We start from the raw sequence: 19,210 nt of genomic DNA on the forward strand, positions 1-19,210 counted from the left end.
GATATCGATTTCCCTGAGTAAGAAACTGCGGATCGGGGGCGCTTCGCAGCCCAGCGGGAGCAAGCTCCCTCGCCACGGGTGGCGGGCTTGATGGCGGGGTTGGGTTTGGGAATCGCGAGCAGGCTCGCTCCCACAGGAGTTTTTGGTGTGTTGAAACTTCAGGTGCATCCCGCCCTGCCCTTCGGTATTAATACACCTCCTCTCACGGACCCGAGCCCCGATGAAATTCGACACCGCCTATTGCCTCAGCCTCGATGCCAAGCTTTCGATCTATGACGTTCGGGACCTGAATTTCGACGAGACCATGGCCTTCGATTCGGCCAAGGAGCGCTTTCAGTGCCCCAACGATGCCTGTCGGGCGGCGTTTGATGAGGGGAATCGGCTGACGACATTCAATGCCAAGAACGTCAATTACATCCGCACGCCGCATTTCAAGAATCAGCCAACGACCCAGCATATCGAAGGCTGCCCTTATGCCAGTCCGAAAACGCCAGGGCTTGATGCGCAAAGCGTTGAAGCAGATGACGACCGTGAGGAGCATTTTCCGTCGGAGCTGTTGCTGACTCGGCGTCAGTACGTGCGCAAGCCGTCCGATCCGTCGAAGGACGTTGAGGCAGAGACTCGGCCTACGTCGCCCACCCTATCGTCCCACGGTGATAACGCTCATTCCGCCCAGGACTCGACACCGGACAAGACCAGCGTCTTCGCCCATCCAGTGGAATGTTTCGTCTCGAACTTCGCGGACAAGGATCTGCTCAAGCGCATGCCGCTGAAGATTGGCGAGCACACGGCGCCCTATGCATCGTTCTTCAAGAAGATCGAGTATTTGCAGGACAACAGGGGCTTGATTTACTGGGGCAAGATCAAGGAAATCAAGGATTACACACTGAGCTTTCGCATCGATTTCGAAGCAAAGGTCTGGTTCAAGCAGCCGGACGAGGCGAAGAAGAAGCCTTACTCGGTCAACGTTTACCTGAGCAAGAAGCTGATCGATAACTACCGCAAGCGCAAGGCGTTCCTGGCAGAGATCAAGCACGCCATCGACAGTGATGCGCCGTTGTATTGCTTCTTTTATGGCGTGACGCCGGAGTTCAAACAAGTACCGAGTAAGAAGAACCCCGAAGAAACGTTCGGGGTGTTCAGTGCCAATATCGAGAATCTGGATCACTTCATTATTCGGGAGGCGCCGGGGTTGGCTGAGAAGTAACTTGCAGTACCACTCTTTTCATTGCGCCTCTTGGGCAAGCAGGCGTTCGAACGCCCATATTTCCCGTTTCACTTCCATGCGCCGGTCACGCGCTGCCTGGGCGGCCGACTCATCCAAGCCGGCATAACGTCGCAACCAGTGAATAACCATTTCTTCGTCCGGATACTGGTAGCCCTTGCATTCCTTAGTGCTTCTTGGGACGTCGTTCATGCTGCCATCGAAGCGGCCCGCGGAGAACTCATCAGAGGGTAACGTTCCCCACTCCGCGGCGCAGTCCTCGAACGTCCAGGAAATTTCGTTAATGTGCTTTTGCGCGCCTCGATGACCACGCTTGTAAAAGACGCACTCACCGCAACATTTCACAAAGCGCTCCATCATCGGCTCATCATCGACCCAGCGAAGAAGATCATGCTGCCCCGCGTGACGCATCAGGCCATTGATCCATCGTTCGGAAAACCGGCGAACAAAACCTTCAATTTCCGCTTTTTTAGCACCGGCGAAAATCATGCAATAACGGGTTCGCACGTGGATGACGAACAACACGTGTTTGCGCTGCACAGTGATTACATGAACCAGCCATTGCTCGTCGAGCTCACCCAGCTCATCGTCCTCGATAACAGGGGATGGCGGTTTCTCTATCGGGGTGACTTTCTTACCTTTGCTCACGCGGCTGAAAAAATTACTGGCCGCTTCGGTGCAGTTGAAGATCAGCATTTAAACTCTCGGAAAATATGAGAGACGCTAGGCGTCGTCGGCCCATTCAATCTCGAACGGTTGGCGAACAGCGTCGGAAACTCTTTCACGAAGCTCCTCATTCAGAATCGTCAATTCCTGATCGCTCAACAGGTCGTACGCAATCAGCAATCTCAACGATAAGGAAATGTCTCGACGTCGACCTACGTTGAACGCCATCGCCAAGCTCTTGTCACGATCTCGCATGAGCCGGTAGAGCGTGCGATATCGAGCGTGAGCGGATAGAGCTTCGTTCTGAGCCACTGTCTGGGCATCCGAAAGAACGCCTTGGCAGAAGCGTTCCAACGCCAGCTCGCTGAGCTCGTTGTAACGCTTCCAATCACTGTCGGATATCGACATGCCACTCTCCTTCAACAAGACATGGAGCAACGCTGCACGGAGATTTTATCTTATCGATATGCCCAGCATCACAACGACCAACAATCCAATATAGACCCAGGCGTGAAGCCTATCCGGTATCCGTCCGATCCATGGCGTTGCCAGACGGATACCCAGCAGCGCGCCAAGTGTCAGCACAGCGAAGGCCATCAAGTCGACGTACCCAACAAACCAAGCCCCCAAATCAAACTCGGTAAACCCAGCCATGAGCATGTAAGTCAACGTCCCGGCCACCGCAACCGGCAAACTCAACGGGTTGGCCATGGACGTCGCGCGGGACATGTTCAGCCCGCAACGGCGCAGCAAGGGCACCGTCATGACGCTGCCACCCACGCCCAGAAAAGTGGCAATGACACCGATGCTGATCCCGCCTGCCGAGACCTCTGTGCTGCTCAATCTCCGTGGGACTGCAGCGTCAGACTGTGTCAGAAAACCGCGTCGGAACAAGCAGTCCAGAATGGTCACGCCCAGGTAAACGATAAAGGCATAGCGAATGACTTCGCTGTTCGACCACATCGCGACAACGGCTCCGATGATAGCGCCCAGGCCAATGAAGCCGCCCAACGGCCATACATAATGACAAATAAGATTACCGGCGCGGTGATGCTTCACGGTGGCGATCAGCGCGTTGACGATCATCACGCAGGTCGAGGTGGCCACGGCAATGTGCATCGCCGATTGGCCGATTGGGTCGTCGGTACCGTGGCTGGCGGTGAGCATGCGGTATAGCAAGGGCACCACGACGAAGCCGCCGCCGAAGCCGAACAACACAGCCGTCACGCCACTCAGGCAGCCAAAACAGGCAAGTAATACGTAGAACATCGAGGCGAATCCGTGAAATGGGGAGACGCCTACGATAAACACGCCACGCTTGGCTCGCCGTAGCAAATAGGCCAACAATATTCGCGTTTACGCCATTCGCGAGTACCCCGTCGATGCGCAACAGCTCGATCGATTTACAGGATGCGACCCCCAGGGCCGTCGTCGCCATCGGCACCGACTACGCCCACGGCCAAATGTTGCCGTTGCATCGGCATCGCCGCGCGCAGTTACTCTATGGCGCCACCGGGGTGATGCAGGTCAGCACGGCGGATGGCAACTGGGTGGTGCCACCGCAACGGGCAGTGTGGATTCCGCCGGGGGTCGATCATGAAGTATTGATGCTGGGCGTGAGTACGCGCAGTCTCTACATCGAACCGGCCACGGTAACGGCCATGGATTCGCGCTGCCAAGTCATCAGCGTGTCGCCCTTGATGCGTCAGTTGTTGATGGAAGCCGTCGAGCTTGCGCCGGAATACGACGAGGCGGGACGGGACGGTGCACTGATAGGTCTGCTATTGCATGAACTGCTGCGCAGCGCCCATCTGCCGCTGCACCTTCCCATGCCACGGGATCCACAGCTGCTCGAACTATGCCAGGCGTTCCTGACACACCCTGACGCCCATGCCTCGCCTGTGAAATGGGCGGCGCAGTTGCACATCAGCTTACGTACATTCAATCGGCTGTTCAGTCGGCACACTGGCCTGAGTTTCAGTCAATGGCGTCAACAGGCGTGCGTGATGGCGGCGCTGCCTCGCCTGGCTGGCGGGGACTCGGTGACGCGCATCGCCCTGGACTTGGGCTATGACAGCCCAGCGGCATTTTCCACCATGTTTCGCCGCACGCTCGGCCATGCACCGAGCACCTGGTTGGAGATGACCGCTGGTCGTTGATCAAAAAAATGAGATTGAAGCGGCCTCAAAACAACTGTACAAAAACACAGTACTTATAATCCGCCGCTTTGGAGCTGCTCATGGCCTCTCTCGCAATCAAAACCACCCTGGAACGCATCGCTGTCTATCAATTCACCCCCGCCCACAGTGCGCAGGCCCGCGCCATGTTGGGCTGGAGTGTCGAGGAGCTGTCCCGGCAGTCCGGCGTCTCGGTCAAGGCTATCCGGCGCTTCGAAGCCGGTGGCGACTTGCTCGACGTGACCCGCCTGGCCCTGGCGTTTCGCCTGGAGGCCGAGGGCCTGGTGTTCTTCCCCGGCTTTGCACCGGGGCGCGGCATGAACATCAAGGGTGCTACGCCGGACCCGATGGGGCGCCCCGATTACGCAATGATCGAGTAAAACTCACAGACTAGGCGATTCCGGCCTGGTCCTGATATGCCGGGGATTCCACGTCCAGCCACCAGGCGCGGCCAGATTGCGGCTGCGTCAGTGTGAAAGCTTCGCCCATTTGGGGCGTGGTGATGCAGACGTTGCGTTCCCAGGCCAGGGCCAGGATGCGATCGAAGGGTTCATACCAGGCATGCATCGCCAGGTCGAACGTGCCGTTGTGGATTGGCAACAGCCAACGGCCCTTGAGATCGATATGGGCCCGCAAGGTTTGCTCCGGCTGCATGTGGACATGAGGCCAATCGACGTTATAGGCGCCGGTTTCCATCAGCGTCAGATCGAACGGGCCGTATCGTTCGCCGATGCGCTTGAAACCGTCAAAGTAACCGGTATCGCCGCTGAAGAAGATTCGTGTGGCGCCGTCGATCATGACCCACGAGGCCCACAGGGTGCTGTTGCTGTCGAACAGGCCGCGTCCGGAAAAATGCTGGGAGGGCGTGGCTATGAATTCGATGCCGTCAACCTCGGTGCCCTGCCACCAGTCCAACTGGCGCACCTTGCTGGCGTCGACACCCCATTTGATCAGGGTGTCGCCTACGCCCAGGGGCGCCAGGAAGTGGCGGGTCTTGGTCGCCAGCTTGAGAATGGCCTGATGGTCGAGGTGGTCGTAATGATCATGGGAAAGGATCACCGCTTCGATGGGCGGCAATTCTTCCAGGCTGATGGGCGGTTGGTGAAAACGCTTGGGGCCGGCCCATTGCACAGGTGAGGCGCGCTCGGAGAAAACGGGGTCTGTGAGCCAGAATTTATCCCGCAGCTTGAGCAGCACGGTGGAATGGCCCAGGCGGAAGACGCTGTGGTTCGGCGCGGCCAGCAACGCGGCACGTGTCAACGGTCGAACGTCGATGGCACCCGCAGGACGGGTGGAGTGCGGCTTGTGGAAGATCATGTTCCAGATGATGCGCAGGGTGGTGCCAAAGCCTTCGCGCGGTGTGAAGGCATGATTGCGATACTTGCCCTGTTCATGTCGCGATGCAGGGTTATCCGGAGAAGAAATGGTCATGATGCGATAACTCCAAGGGCGCCAGCGCTGTTGCGCTTCGCCGTTGTGGACGCTGGATGGCCGCTACGTACACGCTCAGCCGCTTGATTCAGAAAACTACACCACTCGGTGTAGTTTCTACATTGCATGAATCCGCCAGCCAAGTAAACTGCCGAGTGTAAATTCTATCTTTCAACCGACGAATGCCCATGACCGCACCGCAACGCCTCACCGAGCGAAAACGCGAAGCCATCCTCCAAGCTGCGATTGCTGAATTCCGTAGCAGCGGTTTCGAGGTCACCAGCATGGACAGGATCGCCGCGACTGCCGGTGTATCCAAGCGCACGGTGTACAACCATTTCCCGAGCAAGGAAGAACTGTTTGCCGAAATTCTGAATCGGTTATGGAACAGCATCACTGCGGAACAGGACATGCCCTACCGCTCTCAGGCGCCACTACGCAAGCAACTGCAAACGCTGTTGCAAGCCAAACTGCAGCTGCTGGCGGACGAGAATTTCCTCGACCTGGCACGCATTGCCATCGCCGCGACGATTCACTCCCCGGAGCGAGCACAAGACATGGTGTCGCGCATGGGTGAACGCGAAGAAGGTCTGACGGCCTGGATTCGCCAGGCCCAGGCCGATGGTCGGTTGAAGCCCGTTGAGCCAGCCTTCGCCGCCCAACAGATGCATGGGCTGCTCAAGACATTCGCGTTCTGGCCGCAGGTTTCGATGGGCCAGCCGAGCCTGACCCAGGAGGAGCAGACCCGGGTGATCGAGTCGGCCCTCGACATGTTCCTGAGTCGCTACCAGGCCTGATCGACCGGTGCACTTCTGTGCAGGGCTTATTGCATGGAAGGATTGCCTACGACTTTCCGGTGCATTTCAGTGGTCAAGCTGTCGATACGCTCGGTCAATGCCTTGGTCATTTCCGTCAGGTGGGTGTTCTGCTCGAGCAATTCGAGCAGCTGCGCCGTGTTCTGGGCCGCTTGGGCCTGCCGTTCGCTGTTGGCGATGGCCAAGGCTTCGCGATGCTGGGCATCGGCTTCCGCCTGGGCTTTGTCCCGGGCGGCCTGGCGGGTTTGTGCGAGCAGAATCAGCGGCGCGGCATAGGCCGACTGCAGGCTGAACGCCAGGTTCAGCAGGATGAACGGGTAGGCATCGAAATGAAACACGCCCAGCAGGTTCAGGGTTACCCATATCAGGACGATCAAGGTTTGCGCGCCGAGGAACATTGGCGTCCCGAAAAAACGCGCGAATGCTTCCGCCCTCAGCGCGAAGCGATCATTGCCAAAGGTCGGCGCCAGATGAGCGTGAGGGCGATGAAAGCGCAAGTGGTCAACGGGTACGGAGGGCGTGGGCTGGGAAGACTTCGTCATCGTGATGCTCTCTGCCAAGGGCGGGTGCTCAAGGCACTATAACCGTTGAAGAACGTCATCCATTGAGTCATGCACCCTCGGTCCGTTAAAAATCACCCCCAGCGCAGATTGCGCCCCAACTCGTCGAACAAGGTCACCACCGAGCGCAAGGCCCGGCAGTCCGGACGGGTCAGCAGCCACAGCGCCGTGTCGTAACCCTCCAGCGGTTCGCCCAAAGGCATCAGGCCCTTGCTTTCATCAATCAAGAAGTCCGGCAGTGCCGCAACCCCCAGGCCGGCCCGCACCAGCTCGGTGACCGAGAGCATGCTGTTACAACGATAGGCCGGCACCACGCCGGGTAGATATTGGCGACGCCAAGCCACGGTGGGGTGGTCGGGGAGGAAATCGTCTGGCGCGATCCAGATCATGGTAGCCAGGTCATCCGCATCCACAGAGTGCAGATACGTGGCGCTAGCGCATACCCGATAAGCCACATTCCCCAGGTTGCGCCCCACCAGGTGCTCCGGCGGCGTCCGGGTCAATCGCAACGCAACGTCGGCATCGCGGCGGCTCAGGTTGGCAAAGTCGTTCGAGGTGCTCAGTTCAAGGCTCAACGCCGGATAAGCCGGCATGAAACGCGCAAGTGCCGGCAACAACAACGCTTGCAGGACTGAGTCACTGCAGGTCAGGCGCACCGTCCCGCTGATAACTTCACCGCCCTGCTCCACGCCCACCCGCGCCGCCTCCAAGGCTTGCTCTGCCCTTTCGGCTTGTTCGGCCAACGCCTGGGCCAGGCTCGTGGGCAAGTAACCCGAACGACTTTTATCGAACAAGGGTTGGCCGAGGGCGGCCTCCAAACGACGCACCGAGCGAAAGACGGTGGAGACATCCACCGCCAGCAGTCGAGCCGCCCGTGCCAGAGAGCCGCCACGGACCAGCGCGAGGATCAGGGACAGGTCGGGATAGTCCAGACGATAGTGCGTGGCTGCATTGATCACTTGGGTAAACGCCAATATTGATTGCGTGAACGCCAATCTATAGTGGCAACCAGGAATCAACAAGCGGCGAGCCACCCATGGAAAAACAGCACCCCCTCAACATCGCCCTGGTCGGCGATTATGACCCGCAAATCACCGCTCACCGAGCGATCCCCCTCGCACTTGAACTGGCCGGCAGGCAAACGGGCCACGACATTCGCTTCCAGTGGCTGGCCACCAACGGGCTTGTCGACGCTACGTTGTTGAATGACTTCGACGGTGTCTGGTGCGTCCCCGGCAGCCCCTACCAGAATGAAGAAGGCGCCTTGCGAGCCATTCGTTTTGCCCGCGAACAACGTCGGCCTTTCCTCGGCACCTGCGGCGGCTTTCAGCATGCCGTGCTGGAATATGCCCGCACCGTGATGGGCTGGGTTGACGCTGCCCATGGCGAAACGACCCCGAATGCTGAACGGGCATTATTGACGCCGCTGAGCTGTGCCTTGGTCGAGACCATCGACAGCCTTCAGCTTGATGCGGGCTCGCTGATTGCCAAGGCCTACGGCCGACAGACCGCGTTCGAGGGCTACCATTGCCGCTTCGGGGTTAATCCAGATTTTGAAAAAGACTTGCTGAGCCAACGTCTGAACGCCGTTGCGAGGGATTCGGCCGGCGACCTGCGGGCGGTGGAGCTGCAGGATCATCCTTTCTTTGTCGCAACATTGTTCCAGCCAGAACGCGCCGCACTGGAAGGCCGCGTGCCGCCACTGGTCAGCGCTTTTGTCGAAGCCTGCGCGAGGAACACGCCATGAGCGCCGCTCATTATTACGCCGTGATTTTCACCTCCCTGCGTACCGAGGGGGACCAAGGCTACGCCGAAGCCGCCGAGCGCATGCTCGCCCTTGCCCGGGAGCAGCCCGGATTCCTGGGCGTCGAATCGGCCCGTGGCGACGACGGCCTGGGGATCACTGTTTCCTATTGGAACGACGAAGCAGCCATCCTGGCCTGGAAGCAACATCCCGAACACGTCGCGATCCGCGAACGTGGCCGATCAACCTGGTATGCCCAGTTCCAGACGAGGGTGTGCAAGGTCGAACGGGAATACGCCTTCCACCGCCCAATCTGACGTCTAACCGGGATGCTTTTGTTGCGAGGGAGCTTGCTCCCGCTTGAGTGCGCAGCGCTCATTTTTGGGGGGGCCGCTGCGCGACCCAGCGGGAGCAAGCTCCCTCGCCACAGGACCGTGCCGTTCCAAAAATCCTGGTGGGCCCTACCGGTTTTTTTCAATTCAGGATCAAGGGCTCAGCCTTCGACCAACTGCCGCACCGCAACAATTTCCGGCAGATCGCTGCGGGCCATGTACACACGCAGTGGCTCGGTGAGGTTGATCCGGTCGTCGACGTTCTGGTCCAACAGCAACTGGATTCGCTCGCGTTTGAGCGCCATGGTGCCGCCTGCCGCCGGGGCCCAGGCAAATTCGCTGGTGGGGATGATGCCGTCATCGGCGACATCCATGCCAAAAGCGTCTTCGCTGAAACGCACGATGTATCGGCCGGTCTTGCGGTTCAGGCCGACAAAACCTTTTAGCTGGTCGGCGGCCTGGCAGATGAGTGTCGAAGTGATGCGCATGGTAAACCTCATGGATGCGTCCCGAGGGACGTCTGATCGATGGTTTACACGCAGGGCAAGCGAATGATGATGTTCAGGTTTCCCTCTGCCGGGGAAACTGGTGCGGCCAAGGGTACTGCAAAGTGGTTCGAAAGTGCGTGGGAAAATCTGCTTTAAGCAGGTCAATGTCGGTATGGCGATAGCGTCCGCAGCGTTCAATTGTTAAAAGAGAGGTTTTACAGAAACCACGAAAGGATCTCGAGCATGCCTGTCACCTTTACCCGTAGCGCCCTGATGCTCGGCCTGTTGCTCGGCCTCGGCCAGGCACACGCCCTCGAAACGCCGAGTCCGAAGGCCCTGGCAACCCAGCAGGGGATTCCCCATCCAGCGGTCATCGCCCACCGCGGCGCCTCGTTCGACGCCCCGGAATCGACCGCCGCAGCCTACAAGCTGGCGAGGGACCTGGGAGCGGATTACCTGGAGCTCGACCTGCAACGCAGCAAGGACGGCGTCCTGTTCGTCTTGCATGACGACAACCTGCTGCGCACCACCGATGTCGCGACCAAGTTTCCCGAGCGCAAGGACAGCAGCGCCAACGCGTTCACCATGGCCGAACTCAAGACGCTGGACGCCGAGCAGTTGGTTCAACGCGGCTTATCCGGACCGTGCTCGGCCTTCCTTTGTGGGCTTGAAGATCCTGACGCTGGACGAGGTGATCAACATCGCCGAGGGCAACCCCCAGCAGAAACCAGGGCTGTACATCGAGACTAAGGAGCCCAAGCTGTTTCCCGGCATCGAACGTGACCTCAAGGACAAATTGCAGGACCGTGGCTGGCTGAGTCCGTCCGGGTCCAAGCTGGCCAAACGCGCCACCGGCGTGGGCCAGGGCAAAGGCAAAGTGGTCTTGCAAACGTTCGAGAAGAGCAGCTTGGAACTGCTTCATCAGGAAATGCCCAAGGTGCCGAAAATCCTGCTGCTGTGGGTGGGTGAAGGCAACATCGAGCCTAAATCAAAAGTGACATTCGCCGAGTCCGGCGAAACCGACAAGGCCGCCTACTACGCCAGACAGGAGCCCAAGGACAAGGCCGAGTTCGAGCAATGGATCCAGTACGCCAAGGCCCACGGCGCCATCGGCACCGGACCTTCAGCGGCACTGACCCATGGTGGCAGCCAGAGCTATTCGGACCTGGTGAAACCGTGGATGAACCAGTACACCCATGACCAGGGTCTGCTGGTACATGTCTACACCGTGGATGAACCGGTGGACTTCAAGAAAGTGATGGATGCCGGCGTAGATGGCATTTTCACCAACCGCTCCAGTGAGTTGCTCAAGTACTTCAAGCGTCCCGAAACCGGCAGTGTGGTGCAACTATTGGAGAAGAACGGTTATTAAGAATCGGGGGCGGATCGGTGCGGTCGGCGCAAGTTTTCCGAATTAAGGGTGAATTAAGTTGCCAGAGATAATCTGGCCCCACTTAAACGAATCACCCTTTAACGACACCAAGGAAAGACATATGAAAACTTTGACTGCCCTGTTCACCGCTGCCGCCCTGACTCTCACCGCTGGCCTGGCCCAGGCGGATGTACGAATCGACCAGATTCCTCAATTGGTCAAGGACGGCAAGATCAAATCCCTCGAGTCGATGAATGCCGAAGCCCTGAAGTTGCACCCGGGCGCCACCATCACCGACACCGACCTGGATAACCACTTCAACGGCTACGAATATGAAGTGGAACTCAAAACTGCCGATGGCAAGGAATTTGACGTTGATTTCGACGCCACCACTGGCAAAGTCTTGTCGAACAAACAAGACACTTGATCCAAGGAAATAAAAGAAGCCGCGCAACTTGAAAGTTGCGCGGCTTTTTCGTGAACGCTGACCAAGCCTTCGCCGCAGCCCAACCGTCACAAAACCTTCAAAGAACCCTGCAATGATGCCGCACAAGTGAACCTGTCATCGCCGCGACAGGCACTCCCGCCAGCGAGCCTTCATGAACCACAGCATCGACCAAAGCCATCGCGACCCGGACCTGTTCGGCCTGCTTTACGGGTTTCGCTTCCTGCCTGGCGAGCGCGGACGAGAAATTGATTCGGCCCAGGCCCTGCAAAGCCTGCAACAACCGCAAGATCCCGACGAATTCCTCTGGCTGCACCTGAATTTGGCCCACGCCGCGTGCGAGCGCTGGATGAAAAGCCGGCTGGCCTTGCCCCAGGAATTCTTCGAAGCCTTGCACGAGGGCTCGCGCTCGACCCGCATCGAGCACGTGGACTCGGCCTTGCTCGCCGTGGTCAACGATGTGGTGTTCAACCTCAGCAACCTGGTGTCCTCGGATGTGTCCACGTTGTGGGTTTGCGTGAGCAGTCGGCTGATTGTCAGCGCACGCCTGCAACCGCTGCACTCGGTCGACAAGCTTCGCTCATCGGTCAAGGCCGGCGAGTGCTTTCGGTCACCTTTGGAGTTGCTCGTGCATCTGCTGCGCGACCAAGGCGAGGTGCTGACCCAGATCGTGCGCAAGACCAGCCTCAGCGTCGACCAGATCGAGGATCAGTTGCTGTCTTCACGCCTGTCCACCAACCGCGCCGAACTGGGCAGCCAACGCCGGGTGCTGGTGCGCTTGCAACGTCTGCTGGCCCTGGAGCCGGGTTCGCTGCTGCGTCTGCTCAATCGCCCGCCGCAATGGCTGCAGAAAGAAGACGTCAAGGAACTGCGCAAATCCACCGAGGAGTTCGCCCTGATCATCAACGATCTCACGGCCCTGGGCGAGCGCATCAAGTTGCTGCAGGAAGAAATCGCCGCCAACCTCAACGAACAAAGCAACCGTACCCTGTTCACCCTGACGGTGGTCACGGTACTGGCGTTGCCCATCAACATCATTGCCGGTTTCTTCGGCATGAACGTCGGCGGCGTGCCGCTGGCCAGTGATCCCGAGGGCTTCTGGATCCTGGTGGCGCTGGTCGCCACCTTCACCGTGATTGCAGGCCGATGGGCGTTTCGCAAGCGGCGCGATTATTGAACCTGATCACTTCAAGTTTGCATGGAACCTTGTGGCGAGGGAGCTTGCTCCCGCTCGGCTGCGCAGCAGTCGTAAAAGCTGTCGCACCGCACTGAATAGCTATGGGGCTGCTGCGCAGCCCAGCGGGAGCAAGCTCCCTCGCCACGGGTGTTACCAAGCCCTATTCAAAACCGATCAATGCCATCAGGCACTCAACCGCGCCGTCACTTCGTTCAGCTGCCCCGACAACCCGTGCAGATCCCGACTGGCCGCTTCAGTACGCTGCACATTGTCCAGGTTGGTGCTGGCGATGCAGGTGATTTCAGTCAGGTTGCGCGAGATATCCTCGGCCACGGAGGTCTGCTCCTCCGCCGCCGTGGCAATCTGGCGATTCATGTCGCGAATCGCTTCGACAGCCTGGGTGATACGTTCGAGCATCTCGCCGGCCTGAGTCACCTGCTCGACACTTTCTTCGCTGCGCGACTGCCCGCTCTCGATGGCCTGGGCCGCGTCCACCGCGCCTGTCTGAACGGTCTGGATGATCTGGTTGATCTCGATGATCGACGACGCAGTGCGCTGGGCCAGGCTGCGCACTTCATCGGCCACCACCGCAAAACCGCGCCCGGCCTCACCGGCCCGCGCGGCTTCGATGGCGGCGTTGAGGGCCAACAGGTTGGTCTGCTCGGCGATCCCGCGAATCACTTCCAGGACCTTGCCGATGCGACCGCTGTCGGTTTCCAAGCGGCGGATCACCGTGGCCGTGTTGGCAATCTCGCCGCGCATTTGGGTGATCGTGTGGATGGTGCCTTGCATGACCTTTTCGCCCAACTGCGCGGAATGATCGGCATCATCAGCGGCCCGCGCCGCGTCGGCGGCATGACGGGCAACTTCCTGGGCGGTGGCGGACATCTCGTTCATCGCCGTTGCGACTTGATCGGTGCGTTCGAATTGCTCGCTGGTGCCTTGGCTCATCAGGCTGGCAATCGCGTTGAGCTCGCCGCTGGCGCTGTCCAGTTCCGTGGCGCTGCGTTGCAGCCGGGTGAAGGTTTCAGCGAGGAAGTCACGCAACGTATTCGCCGCCAGGGCCAGGTCGCCCAACTCATCCTGACGTGTGCTGGTTACGCGCTCGGCGAAACGCCCACGGCTCAGTTGAGTCACGTATTCGATCAGGCTACGGATTGGCTGCACCAGGTTGCGGTTGACCAGCCACAGACTCAGCAAGCCGACCAGCAATCCCGAAAGCAGCATGATCACGGTGCCCAACAGGATCGTACGATCCGCACCGGCACTGATCAGCGCCGATTGTTCATCGCCCAGTTTGTGCAGCTCCACCACCAATTCGCTCATCTGCTCGCTGGCGGCACGGTCAACACCCTTGACCGCCGCGTCCCCTGCCGCGGCGTCTGCACCAGCGGAGACAAACGCATCACGCCCCTTTTGATAGGCGGCACCCAATTGCGCGTGCTCGCCCCGCAGGCGTTCGATGCGCGTCCTGATCGACGCCGGGACACCTTCGTGCTTGATCAACTCACCCAGGAGGTTCTGGACATCGCGCTGGCGATCATCGAACTGCTTCCAGTATTTTTCCAGGTCCGCGGGCTGCTTGCCGCGCAGCAAGACGTTTTTCCATTCCTGGACTTGTACCTTGAATTGCAGATTGGCCTCGTCGATCAATTGCGACGCACGCAACGGGCCATCAATCAGGCTGCGATAATTCTGGATGCCATCGGAAAGGAAATGAAAGGAGGCCAGGGCGATCAGCAGCATCGCCAACAGGCTGCCGCTCAGCAGGGCCAGAATCTGCGCTCTCAGGGATTTTTGTAGAAACATGGAGTCGATCTCTTCGAAGAAAGGACCTCCATGTCCAGGGTCCACTCTCGCTACTGAATGTGGAGGATATGTACACAGGGTCGGCCCCCAGGCCCTGTTCTTGAGCCCTGCCGACCACCGGTAGCGACGGCGTTTTCGCTGCTGGACATGACCTGTCCAGACAAGCCCACCGGTCGCCCCACCAGGATTGAAAGTCTTTTTGTCATTTCTCCTGGGGTATCCTGCCCACGCTTTGTAGAAGCGCGGATCTACCCGATCAATCAACAGACTTTGCGAGGAGCGCGAAATGCACGAGATCCCTAATCTCCCCTTCCCAAGCCTGCACGAACCTGAGCAGACGACCCCGCTGCAAGCCGGAGGGCAACCCGACGCCCAGCAACCCGAGCAGCAGCAAACCACTGAACGCCGCCAGGCCGACAACGAAGACTGATCCACCCGCAGCACCAGACTGTGTGGAAAGCGCAAGGCTCTGTACGAAATGTATCCGCACTCGCCCATACTGCGTTGAAACGGGGCTCGGAATGCTCATGTACTCCAGTACACTGCGCTTCCTCGCCCCGTTTCGCCTTGTCTGGCCTTCGCGCGAACACATTTCGTACAGAGCCTAAGATGCGCTTTCCACACCGCCTGAATCCGAGCCCCACGCCATGACCGACGACACTTCCTCCTTCAGCCCGGCCCAGGCCAGCGTGCTGATCGGCACCGCCGAGAAAATGGTCGAGATCTGGACCCGCCTCTCTCCCGAAAAACAAGCCACCCTGCTGGCTCGGTTCGGCACGCAAGAGAATGCCCTGGCCGCGCTGGTCACCACACACTTGATCGCTGGCAAGACCACAACCGAACCGCCGTCCGGCAAATAGTTTTACTTTTCCACGCGCCACCGCTGCGGTCGCCGCTATCATAAGCAGCCTATCTATCCTGCTGCCCCGTGGACCCTCTTCCCATGCCAGATCCCCAGCGCCCCATGGCGGTCACGCTGCAAGTCGTTTCCATCGTCCTGTTTACCTTTATCGGCTATCTGAACATCGGTATTCCCTTGGCCGTGCTGCCCGGGTTCGTCCATGGCGAGCTGGGGTTCGGCGCGGTAATCGCCGGGTTGGTGATCAGCGTCCAGTACTTGGCCACGCTGCTTAGCCGTCCTTATGCGGGACGCATCATCGACAACCTGGGCAGCAAGCGCGCGGTCATGTTCGGCCTGGCCGGGTGTGGTTTGAGCGGCGTGTTCATGCTGGTTTCTGCCTGGACCGCGGGCATGCCGGTCCTGAGCCTGACCAGCCTGTTGATCGGACGACTGGTGCTGGGCAGCGCGGAAAGCCTGGTCGGCTCGGGCTCGATCGGCTGGGGCATCGGCCGGGTCGGCGCGGCGAATACCGCCAAGGTCATCTCGTGGAACGGCATCGCCAGTTACGGCGCGCTGGCGATCGGCGCGCCGTTGGGGGTGTGGCTGGTGAAATCCCTCGGGCTGTGGAGCATGGGCGCCAGCATCATCCTGCTGGCCGTGCTCGGGCTGGCATTGGCTTGGCCGAAAACCGCCGCGCCCATCGTCGTCGGCGAGCGCCTGCCGTTCATGCATGTGCTGGGGCGCGTATTGCCCCACGGCTGCGGCTTGGCCTTGGGTTCAATCGGGTTTGGCACCATCGCGACCTTCATCACCCTGTACTACGCCACGCAGCACTGGGACAACGCCGTGCTCTGCCTGAGCCTGTTCGGCGCCTGTTTCATCGGTGCGCGGCTGTTGTTCGGCAACCTGATCAACCGTCTCGGAGGGTTCAGGGTCGCGATTGCGTGCCTGTCGGTGGAAACCCTGGGCTTGCTGCTGTTATGGCTGGCGCCCGATGCGCAGTGGGCCCTGGCGGGCGCGGCATTGAGTGGTTTCGGCTTCTCGCTGGTGTTCCCGGCACTGGGCGTGGAGGCGGTCAACCTGGTGCCGGCTTCCAGCCGTGGGGCGGCGGTGGGGGCTTATTCGCTGTTCATCGATTTGTCGCTGGGGATCACCGGCCCATTGGCCGGGGCGATAGCCGCCGGTTTCGGCTTTGCCTCGATCTTTCTGTTCGCTGCGCTGGCGGCACTGGGTGGGCTGGCATTGAGCGTCTACCTGTACCGTCAGGCGCCTCGCTACCGTGAGGCGCGGGAGAAACTCTAGAAATCCACCTTGCCGCGCCCGGCCTTGATCGAGCCGCGCTTGGTCTTCGATTCGAGGCGACGTTTTTTCGAGCCGAGGGTCGGTTTGGTCGGGCGCCGCTTCTTTTCCACCTTGGTGGCGCTGAGGATCAGTTCGACCAGGCGCTCCAGCGCATCGGCCCGATTTTGTTCCTGGGTGCGGTATTGCTGGGCCTTGATGATCAACACACCGTCGCCAGTGATGCGACTGTCGCGCAGCGCCAGCAACCGTTCCTTGTAGAACTCGGGCAGCGACGACGCAGGAATATCGAAGCGCAAGTGCACAGCGCTGGAAACCTTGTTGACGTTCTGCCCCCCGGCGCCCTGAGCGCGAATGGCCGTCAGCTCGATCTCGGCGTCCGGGATGTGCACGGTGTTGGAAATGACCAGCATGAAATGTGTCCGGTGTCAGGGCCCACAGGATACCGCGAATCCCAGAGACAACACTTAACCCCTTGTGGGAGCGAGCTTGCTCGCGATAGCGGTGTGTCAGTCAACATCAATGCTGCTGATCCACCGCTATCGCGAGCAAGCTCGCTCCCACAGGGGATTTGTATGTGGCCTGAAAGAACAAACCCGGCACTCGGCCGGGTTTGTCCGTTCAGCAACGCTTACTTGGCAGCAGCAGCCACCGCCAGCTCATGCCGAGCCTCGCGCTTGTTCTTGATTACATAGCACACCCACATGAACACCACCCACACCGGAATCGCGTACACCGAGATTTGAATGCCTGGGATCAGCAACATCACGCCGAGGATGAACACCACGAACGCCAGGCAGACATAGTTGCCATACGGGTACCACAGCGCCTTGAACAGCGGCGTCTGGCGAGACTGGTTCATGTGCTGGCGGAACTTGAAGTGCGAGTAGCTGATCATCGCCCAGTTGATCACCAGGGTCGCGACCACCAACGACATCAGCAGCTCCAGCGCATGCTGGGGAATCAGGTAATTGAGCAGCACCGCCACCAGCGTGACCGCCGCCGAGGCGAGGATCGAGCGAACCGGCACGCCGCGCTTGTCGATTTTCGCCAGGGCCTTGGGCGCATCGCCCTGCTCGGCCATGCCCAGCAACATGCGGCTGTTGCAGTAGGTGCCGCTGTTGTACACCGACAGTGCGGCAGTCAGCACCACGAAGTTGAGGATGTGCGCAGCTGTATTGCTGCCCAGCATCGAAAACACCTGCACGAACGGGCTGCCGCTGTAGGCATCGCCGGAAGCGTTAAGGGTGGCCAACAGGCTGTCCCAAGGCGTCAGGGACAACAACACCACCAAGGCACCGATGTAGAAAATCAGGATCCGGTAGATCACCTGGTTGATGGCCTTGGGGATCACGGTCTTCGGTTTGTCGGCTTCAGCGGCGGTGAAACCGAGCATTTCCAGGCCACCGAAGGAGAACATGATGATCGCCATCGCCATCACCAGGCCGCTCACGCCGTTGGGGAAGAACCCACCGTGGGACCACAGGTTACTGACTGACGCTTGCGGGCCGCCGTGACCGCTGACCAGCAGGTAGCTGCCCAGGGCGATCATGCCGACGATCGCCACGACCTTGATGATCGCGAACCAGAACTCGGCCTCGCCGAAGACCTTGACGTTGGCCAGGTTGATCGCATTGATCAGGATGAAGAACGCCGCCGCCGAGGCCCAGGTCGGAATGTCCGGCGCCCAATAGTGAATGTACTTGCCGACCGCAGTCAGCTCGGACATGCCCACCAGGATGTAGAGGATCCAGCAGTTCCAACCCGACAGGAACCCGGCAAAACCGCCCCAGTACTTGTGGGCAAAATGACTGAAGGAGCCGGCCACCGGCTCTTCGACGATCATCTCGCCGAGCTGGCGCATGATCATGAAGGCGATGAAGCCGCAGATGGCGTAGCCGAGGATCATCGACGGGCCGGCTGATTTCAGCACCCCCGCCGAGCCGAGGAACAGGCCGGTGCCGATCGCGCCGCCAAGGGCGATCAGTTGAATGTGGCGATTTTTCAGGCCGCGCTTCAGCTCGCCTGAATGCGAGTTTTGTCCACTCATGAAAAGGGTCTCACGCAAGGTTTGATGATATTCGTTAGACGTTGCCGCTCGAATCGGATCTCAAGCAGCGCCGATCAAACCCCAGCGCAGGCACCAGGAATTCAGCGTTTTTACAACGGTCATGCGTCACCTGTTTGTTTTTATCTGTGACGAAATCGAACCCGACACGCTTGTGGCGTGGCGGAGTGAACAAGGCGGATAACCTTGAAAGTGCGTGGCTACGCGAAGGGTCACAGTAAAACGCGGCGCATTGTACACCGCTGCCCCCCTGCTGCCAGACACCACCGGATCAGCGTGTCGTTTGCCGGGATCGCACGGGGCCGCCTCGAACATCTCGGGCGGCTGCGAAAACAGGTCCGGGCTCTTGCGAGCCGTTGAAGTGTGGAGTGCGAAAAACACAACCACGGGAGAAGGGAAACGGAGCTACGGCGTTCATTGCGCCTCCTTTTTGTTATTCACCTGCACGACAGGCATGGAGCGCATCTCACCCTTGAAGAAGCGCTGAAACAAGCGGGCCAGAGCTCCAGAACCAGTCCACGTCGGGGCCATGCGGAAGCTTTTTCTTACAACCGGGAAAACCTGCCTCTGCAACCCGCACGCAAGGCTTTTTTCGTCATCAATTCTTTACAGCGCGTAAAGCAGACTTTCCATCAAGGGTGTTTGCAGACCCTGACCACAAATTGACGGTAGGTAGCTACCTAACGAAGACAACCCACCAGGCGACTGTTTTTAAACAGCTAATTTGCCCATGAAAAAATGGAACAAAAAGTTCAAACAAA

Annotated in this window: 21 protein-coding genes and 2 pseudogenes; 12 read left to right on the top strand and 11 right to left on the bottom strand. The window is 59.4% G+C overall.

Annotated elements, in window-relative coordinates; translation table 11 throughout:
- The first annotated feature begins 220 nt into the window (after positions 1-220).
- Positions 221-1,207: a hypothetical protein gene (locus AB4N42_RS25140; RefSeq protein WP_460115495.1), complete on the top strand. Its 987-nt coding sequence runs from the start codon at positions 221-223 to the stop codon at positions 1,205-1,207.
- Positions 1,208-1,225: 18 nt separating this feature from the next.
- Here the strand turns inward: AB4N42_RS25140 and AB4N42_RS25145 are convergent, their stop codons facing one another.
- The 3 genes from AB4N42_RS25145 to AB4N42_RS25155 are packed head-to-tail and all read right to left on the bottom strand — an operon-like array spanning position 1,226 to position 3,160.
- Positions 1,226-1,921 (bottom strand): DUF6933 domain-containing protein, encoded by a 696-nt coding sequence (locus tag AB4N42_RS25145; protein ID WP_460115496.1) that lies wholly within the window; start codon positions 1,919-1,921, stop codon positions 1,226-1,228.
- 27 nt (positions 1,922-1,948) lie between these two features.
- A complete protein-coding gene (locus tag AB4N42_RS25150; protein ID WP_217861404.1) occupies positions 1,949-2,299 on the bottom strand; it encodes a hypothetical protein in 351 nt (116 codons plus the stop codon).
- Between the two features lie 45 nt (positions 2,300-2,344).
- Positions 2,345-3,160 carry a sulfite exporter TauE/SafE family protein gene (locus AB4N42_RS25155; protein ID WP_198797922.1) on the bottom strand — a complete coding sequence of 272 codons (816 nt, stop codon included), beginning with the start codon at positions 3,158-3,160 and terminating at the stop codon, positions 2,345-2,347.
- A gap of 113 nt (positions 3,161-3,273) precedes the next feature.
- On the opposite strand from AB4N42_RS25155, the gene AB4N42_RS25160 reads away from it, so the two are divergent.
- On the top strand, positions 3,274-4,050 hold the full coding sequence (locus AB4N42_RS25160; protein ID WP_030142474.1) for an AraC family transcriptional regulator: 777 nt from the start codon (positions 3,274-3,276) through the stop codon (positions 4,048-4,050).
- Positions 4,051-4,130: 80 nt separating this feature from the next.
- The gene (locus AB4N42_RS25165; RefSeq protein WP_198797924.1) at positions 4,131-4,448 is read left to right on the top strand and encodes a helix-turn-helix domain-containing protein; all 318 of its coding nucleotides are present in this window, start codon (positions 4,131-4,133) and stop codon (positions 4,446-4,448) included.
- Positions 4,449-4,458: 10 nt separating this feature from the next.
- Here the strand turns inward: AB4N42_RS25165 and AB4N42_RS25170 are convergent, their stop codons facing one another.
- Positions 4,459-5,499 (bottom strand): MBL fold metallo-hydrolase, encoded by a 1,041-nt coding sequence (locus AB4N42_RS25170; protein ID WP_460115497.1) that lies wholly within the window; start codon positions 5,497-5,499, stop codon positions 4,459-4,461.
- 188 nt (positions 5,500-5,687) lie between these two features.
- Between AB4N42_RS25170 and AB4N42_RS25175 the strand changes: the two genes are divergently transcribed.
- Positions 5,688-6,296 carry a TetR/AcrR family transcriptional regulator gene (locus AB4N42_RS25175; RefSeq protein WP_030142477.1) on the top strand — a complete coding sequence of 203 codons (609 nt, stop codon included), beginning with the start codon at positions 5,688-5,690 and terminating at the stop codon, positions 6,294-6,296.
- Positions 6,297-6,322: 26 nt separating this feature from the next.
- On the opposite strand, the gene AB4N42_RS25180 is transcribed toward AB4N42_RS25175, so the two are convergent.
- Positions 6,323-6,856 carry a DUF1003 domain-containing protein gene (locus AB4N42_RS25180; RefSeq protein WP_460115498.1) on the bottom strand — a complete coding sequence of 178 codons (534 nt, stop codon included), beginning with the start codon at positions 6,854-6,856 and terminating at the stop codon, positions 6,323-6,325.
- Positions 6,857-6,948: 92 nt separating this feature from the next.
- Positions 6,949-7,896 (bottom strand): LysR family transcriptional regulator, encoded by a 948-nt coding sequence (locus AB4N42_RS25185; RefSeq protein WP_460115499.1) that lies wholly within the window; start codon positions 7,894-7,896, stop codon positions 6,949-6,951.
- Between the two features lie 14 nt (positions 7,897-7,910).
- Between AB4N42_RS25185 and AB4N42_RS25190 the strand changes: the two genes are divergently transcribed.
- On the top strand, positions 7,911-8,621 hold the full coding sequence (locus AB4N42_RS25190; protein WP_460115500.1) for a CTP synthase C-terminal region-related (seleno)protein: 711 nt from the start codon (positions 7,911-7,913) through the stop codon (positions 8,619-8,621).
- On the top strand, positions 8,618-8,935 hold the full coding sequence (locus AB4N42_RS25195; RefSeq protein ID WP_460115501.1) for an antibiotic biosynthesis monooxygenase family protein: 318 nt from the start codon (positions 8,618-8,620) through the stop codon (positions 8,933-8,935). The genes AB4N42_RS25190 and AB4N42_RS25195 overlap by 4 nt, the downstream gene beginning before the upstream one ends.
- Positions 8,936-9,111: 176 nt before the next feature.
- Here the strand turns inward: AB4N42_RS25195 and AB4N42_RS25200 are convergent, their stop codons facing one another.
- Complete coding sequence (locus AB4N42_RS25200) at positions 9,112-9,438, bottom strand: DUF2025 family protein (RefSeq protein ID WP_030142482.1); 327 nt, start codon at positions 9,436-9,438, stop codon at positions 9,112-9,114.
- Between the two features lie 243 nt (positions 9,439-9,681).
- Between AB4N42_RS25200 and AB4N42_RS25205 the strand changes: the two are divergent.
- The 3 genes and pseudogenes from AB4N42_RS25205 to AB4N42_RS25215 all read left to right on the top strand — a co-directional run bounded on the left by AB4N42_RS25205 (position 9,682) and on the right by AB4N42_RS25215 (position 12,432).
- Positions 9,682-10,810 (top strand): annotated as a pseudogene (locus AB4N42_RS25205) (glycerophosphodiester phosphodiesterase).
- Between the two features lie 121 nt (positions 10,811-10,931).
- Positions 10,932-11,237, top strand: coding sequence for a PepSY domain-containing protein (locus AB4N42_RS25210; protein ID WP_030142484.1), 306 nt, complete (start codon positions 10,932-10,934; stop codon positions 11,235-11,237).
- A 172-nt stretch (positions 11,238-11,409) separates the two neighbouring features.
- Complete coding sequence (locus AB4N42_RS25215) at positions 11,410-12,432, top strand: transporter (RefSeq protein WP_198797929.1); 1,023 nt, start codon at positions 11,410-11,412, stop codon at positions 12,430-12,432.
- Positions 12,433-12,615: 183 nt separating this feature from the next.
- On the opposite strand, the gene AB4N42_RS25220 is transcribed toward AB4N42_RS25215, so the two are convergent.
- Positions 12,616-13,383 (bottom strand): methyl-accepting chemotaxis protein, encoded by a 768-nt coding sequence (locus AB4N42_RS25220; protein WP_410002310.1) that lies wholly within the window; start codon positions 13,381-13,383, stop codon positions 12,616-12,618.
- 117 nt (positions 13,384-13,500) lie between these two features.
- Positions 13,501-14,241, bottom strand: a pseudogene (locus AB4N42_RS25225) (HAMP domain-containing protein); the annotation flags it as partial.
- Positions 14,242-14,527: 286 nt separating this feature from the next.
- On the opposite strand from AB4N42_RS25225, the gene AB4N42_RS25230 reads away from it, so the two are divergent.
- The 3 genes from AB4N42_RS25230 (at position 14,528) to AB4N42_RS25240 (ending at position 16,384) form a co-directional block, all read left to right on the top strand.
- Positions 14,528-14,671, top strand: a complete 144-nt coding sequence (locus AB4N42_RS25230) for a hypothetical protein (protein WP_187293363.1) — start codon at positions 14,528-14,530, stop codon at positions 14,669-14,671.
- 217 nt (positions 14,672-14,888) lie between these two features.
- On the top strand, positions 14,889-15,101 hold the full coding sequence (locus AB4N42_RS25235) for a hypothetical protein (protein WP_217861398.1): 213 nt from the start codon (positions 14,889-14,891) through the stop codon (positions 15,099-15,101).
- 83 nt (positions 15,102-15,184) lie between these two features.
- Positions 15,185-16,384 carry an MFS transporter gene (locus tag AB4N42_RS25240; RefSeq protein ID WP_460115502.1) on the top strand — a complete coding sequence of 400 codons (1,200 nt, stop codon included), beginning with the start codon at positions 15,185-15,187 and terminating at the stop codon, positions 16,382-16,384.
- Here the strand turns inward: AB4N42_RS25240 and arfB are convergent.
- Together arfB and AB4N42_RS25250 are read right to left on the bottom strand one after the other, a co-directional pair.
- The gene (gene arfB / locus AB4N42_RS25245) at positions 16,381-16,794 is read right to left on the bottom strand and encodes an alternative ribosome rescue aminoacyl-tRNA hydrolase ArfB (RefSeq protein ID WP_030142489.1); all 414 of its coding nucleotides are present in this window, start codon (positions 16,792-16,794) and stop codon (positions 16,381-16,383) included. The two genes, AB4N42_RS25240 and arfB, sit on opposite strands and share 4 nt — an antisense overlap.
- Before the next feature lie 218 nt (positions 16,795-17,012).
- A complete protein-coding gene (locus AB4N42_RS25250) occupies positions 17,013-18,431 on the bottom strand; it encodes an amino acid permease (RefSeq protein ID WP_030142490.1) in 1,419 nt (472 codons plus the stop codon).
- Between the last annotated feature and the right edge of the window lie 779 nt (positions 18,432-19,210).

Source organism: Pseudomonas sp. H2_D02 (genome assembly GCF_054677635.1).

Bases quoted from the DNA above. Each gene is read 5' to 3' on its own strand.
- AB4N42_RS25140 (WP_460115495.1), top strand. From the start codon at position 221: ATGAAATTCGACACCGCCTATTGCCTCAGCCTCGATGCCAAGCTTTCG.
- AB4N42_RS25145 (WP_460115496.1), bottom strand. From the start codon at position 1,921: ATGCTGATCTTCAACTGCACCGAAGCGGCCAGTAATTTTTTCAGCCGC.
- AB4N42_RS25150 (WP_217861404.1), bottom strand. From the start codon at position 2,299: ATGTCGATATCCGACAGTGATTGGAAGCGTTACAACGAGCTCAGCGAG.
- AB4N42_RS25155 (WP_198797922.1), bottom strand. From the start codon at position 3,160: ATGTTCTACGTATTACTTGCCTGTTTTGGCTGCCTGAGTGGCGTGACG.
- AB4N42_RS25160 (WP_030142474.1), top strand. From the start codon at position 3,274: ATGCGCAACAGCTCGATCGATTTACAGGATGCGACCCCCAGGGCCGTC.
- AB4N42_RS25165 (WP_198797924.1), top strand. From the start codon at position 4,131: ATGGCCTCTCTCGCAATCAAAACCACCCTGGAACGCATCGCTGTCTAT.
- AB4N42_RS25170 (WP_460115497.1), bottom strand. From the start codon at position 5,499: ATGACCATTTCTTCTCCGGATAACCCTGCATCGCGACATGAACAGGGC.
- AB4N42_RS25175 (WP_030142477.1), top strand. From the start codon at position 5,688: ATGACCGCACCGCAACGCCTCACCGAGCGAAAACGCGAAGCCATCCTC.
- AB4N42_RS25180 (WP_460115498.1), bottom strand. From the start codon at position 6,856: ATGACGAAGTCTTCCCAGCCCACGCCCTCCGTACCCGTTGACCACTTG.
- AB4N42_RS25190 (WP_460115500.1), top strand. From the start codon at position 7,911: ATGGAAAAACAGCACCCCCTCAACATCGCCCTGGTCGGCGATTATGAC.
- AB4N42_RS25195 (WP_460115501.1), top strand. From the start codon at position 8,618: ATGAGCGCCGCTCATTATTACGCCGTGATTTTCACCTCCCTGCGTACC.
- AB4N42_RS25200 (WP_030142482.1), bottom strand. From the start codon at position 9,438: ATGCGCATCACTTCGACACTCATCTGCCAGGCCGCCGACCAGCTAAAA.
- AB4N42_RS25210 (WP_030142484.1), top strand. From the start codon at position 10,932: ATGAAAACTTTGACTGCCCTGTTCACCGCTGCCGCCCTGACTCTCACC.
- AB4N42_RS25215 (WP_198797929.1), top strand. From the start codon at position 11,410: ATGAACCACAGCATCGACCAAAGCCATCGCGACCCGGACCTGTTCGGC.
- AB4N42_RS25220 (WP_410002310.1), bottom strand. From the start codon at position 13,383: ATGAGCCAAGGCACCAGCGAGCAATTCGAACGCACCGATCAAGTCGCA.
- AB4N42_RS25230 (WP_187293363.1), top strand. From the start codon at position 14,528: ATGCACGAGATCCCTAATCTCCCCTTCCCAAGCCTGCACGAACCTGAG.
- AB4N42_RS25235 (WP_217861398.1), top strand. From the start codon at position 14,889: ATGACCGACGACACTTCCTCCTTCAGCCCGGCCCAGGCCAGCGTGCTG.
- AB4N42_RS25240 (WP_460115502.1), top strand. From the start codon at position 15,185: ATGCCAGATCCCCAGCGCCCCATGGCGGTCACGCTGCAAGTCGTTTCC.
- arfB (WP_030142489.1), bottom strand. From the start codon at position 16,794: ATGCTGGTCATTTCCAACACCGTGCACATCCCGGACGCCGAGATCGAG.
- AB4N42_RS25250 (WP_030142490.1), bottom strand. From the start codon at position 18,431: ATGAGTGGACAAAACTCGCATTCAGGCGAGCTGAAGCGCGGCCTGAAA.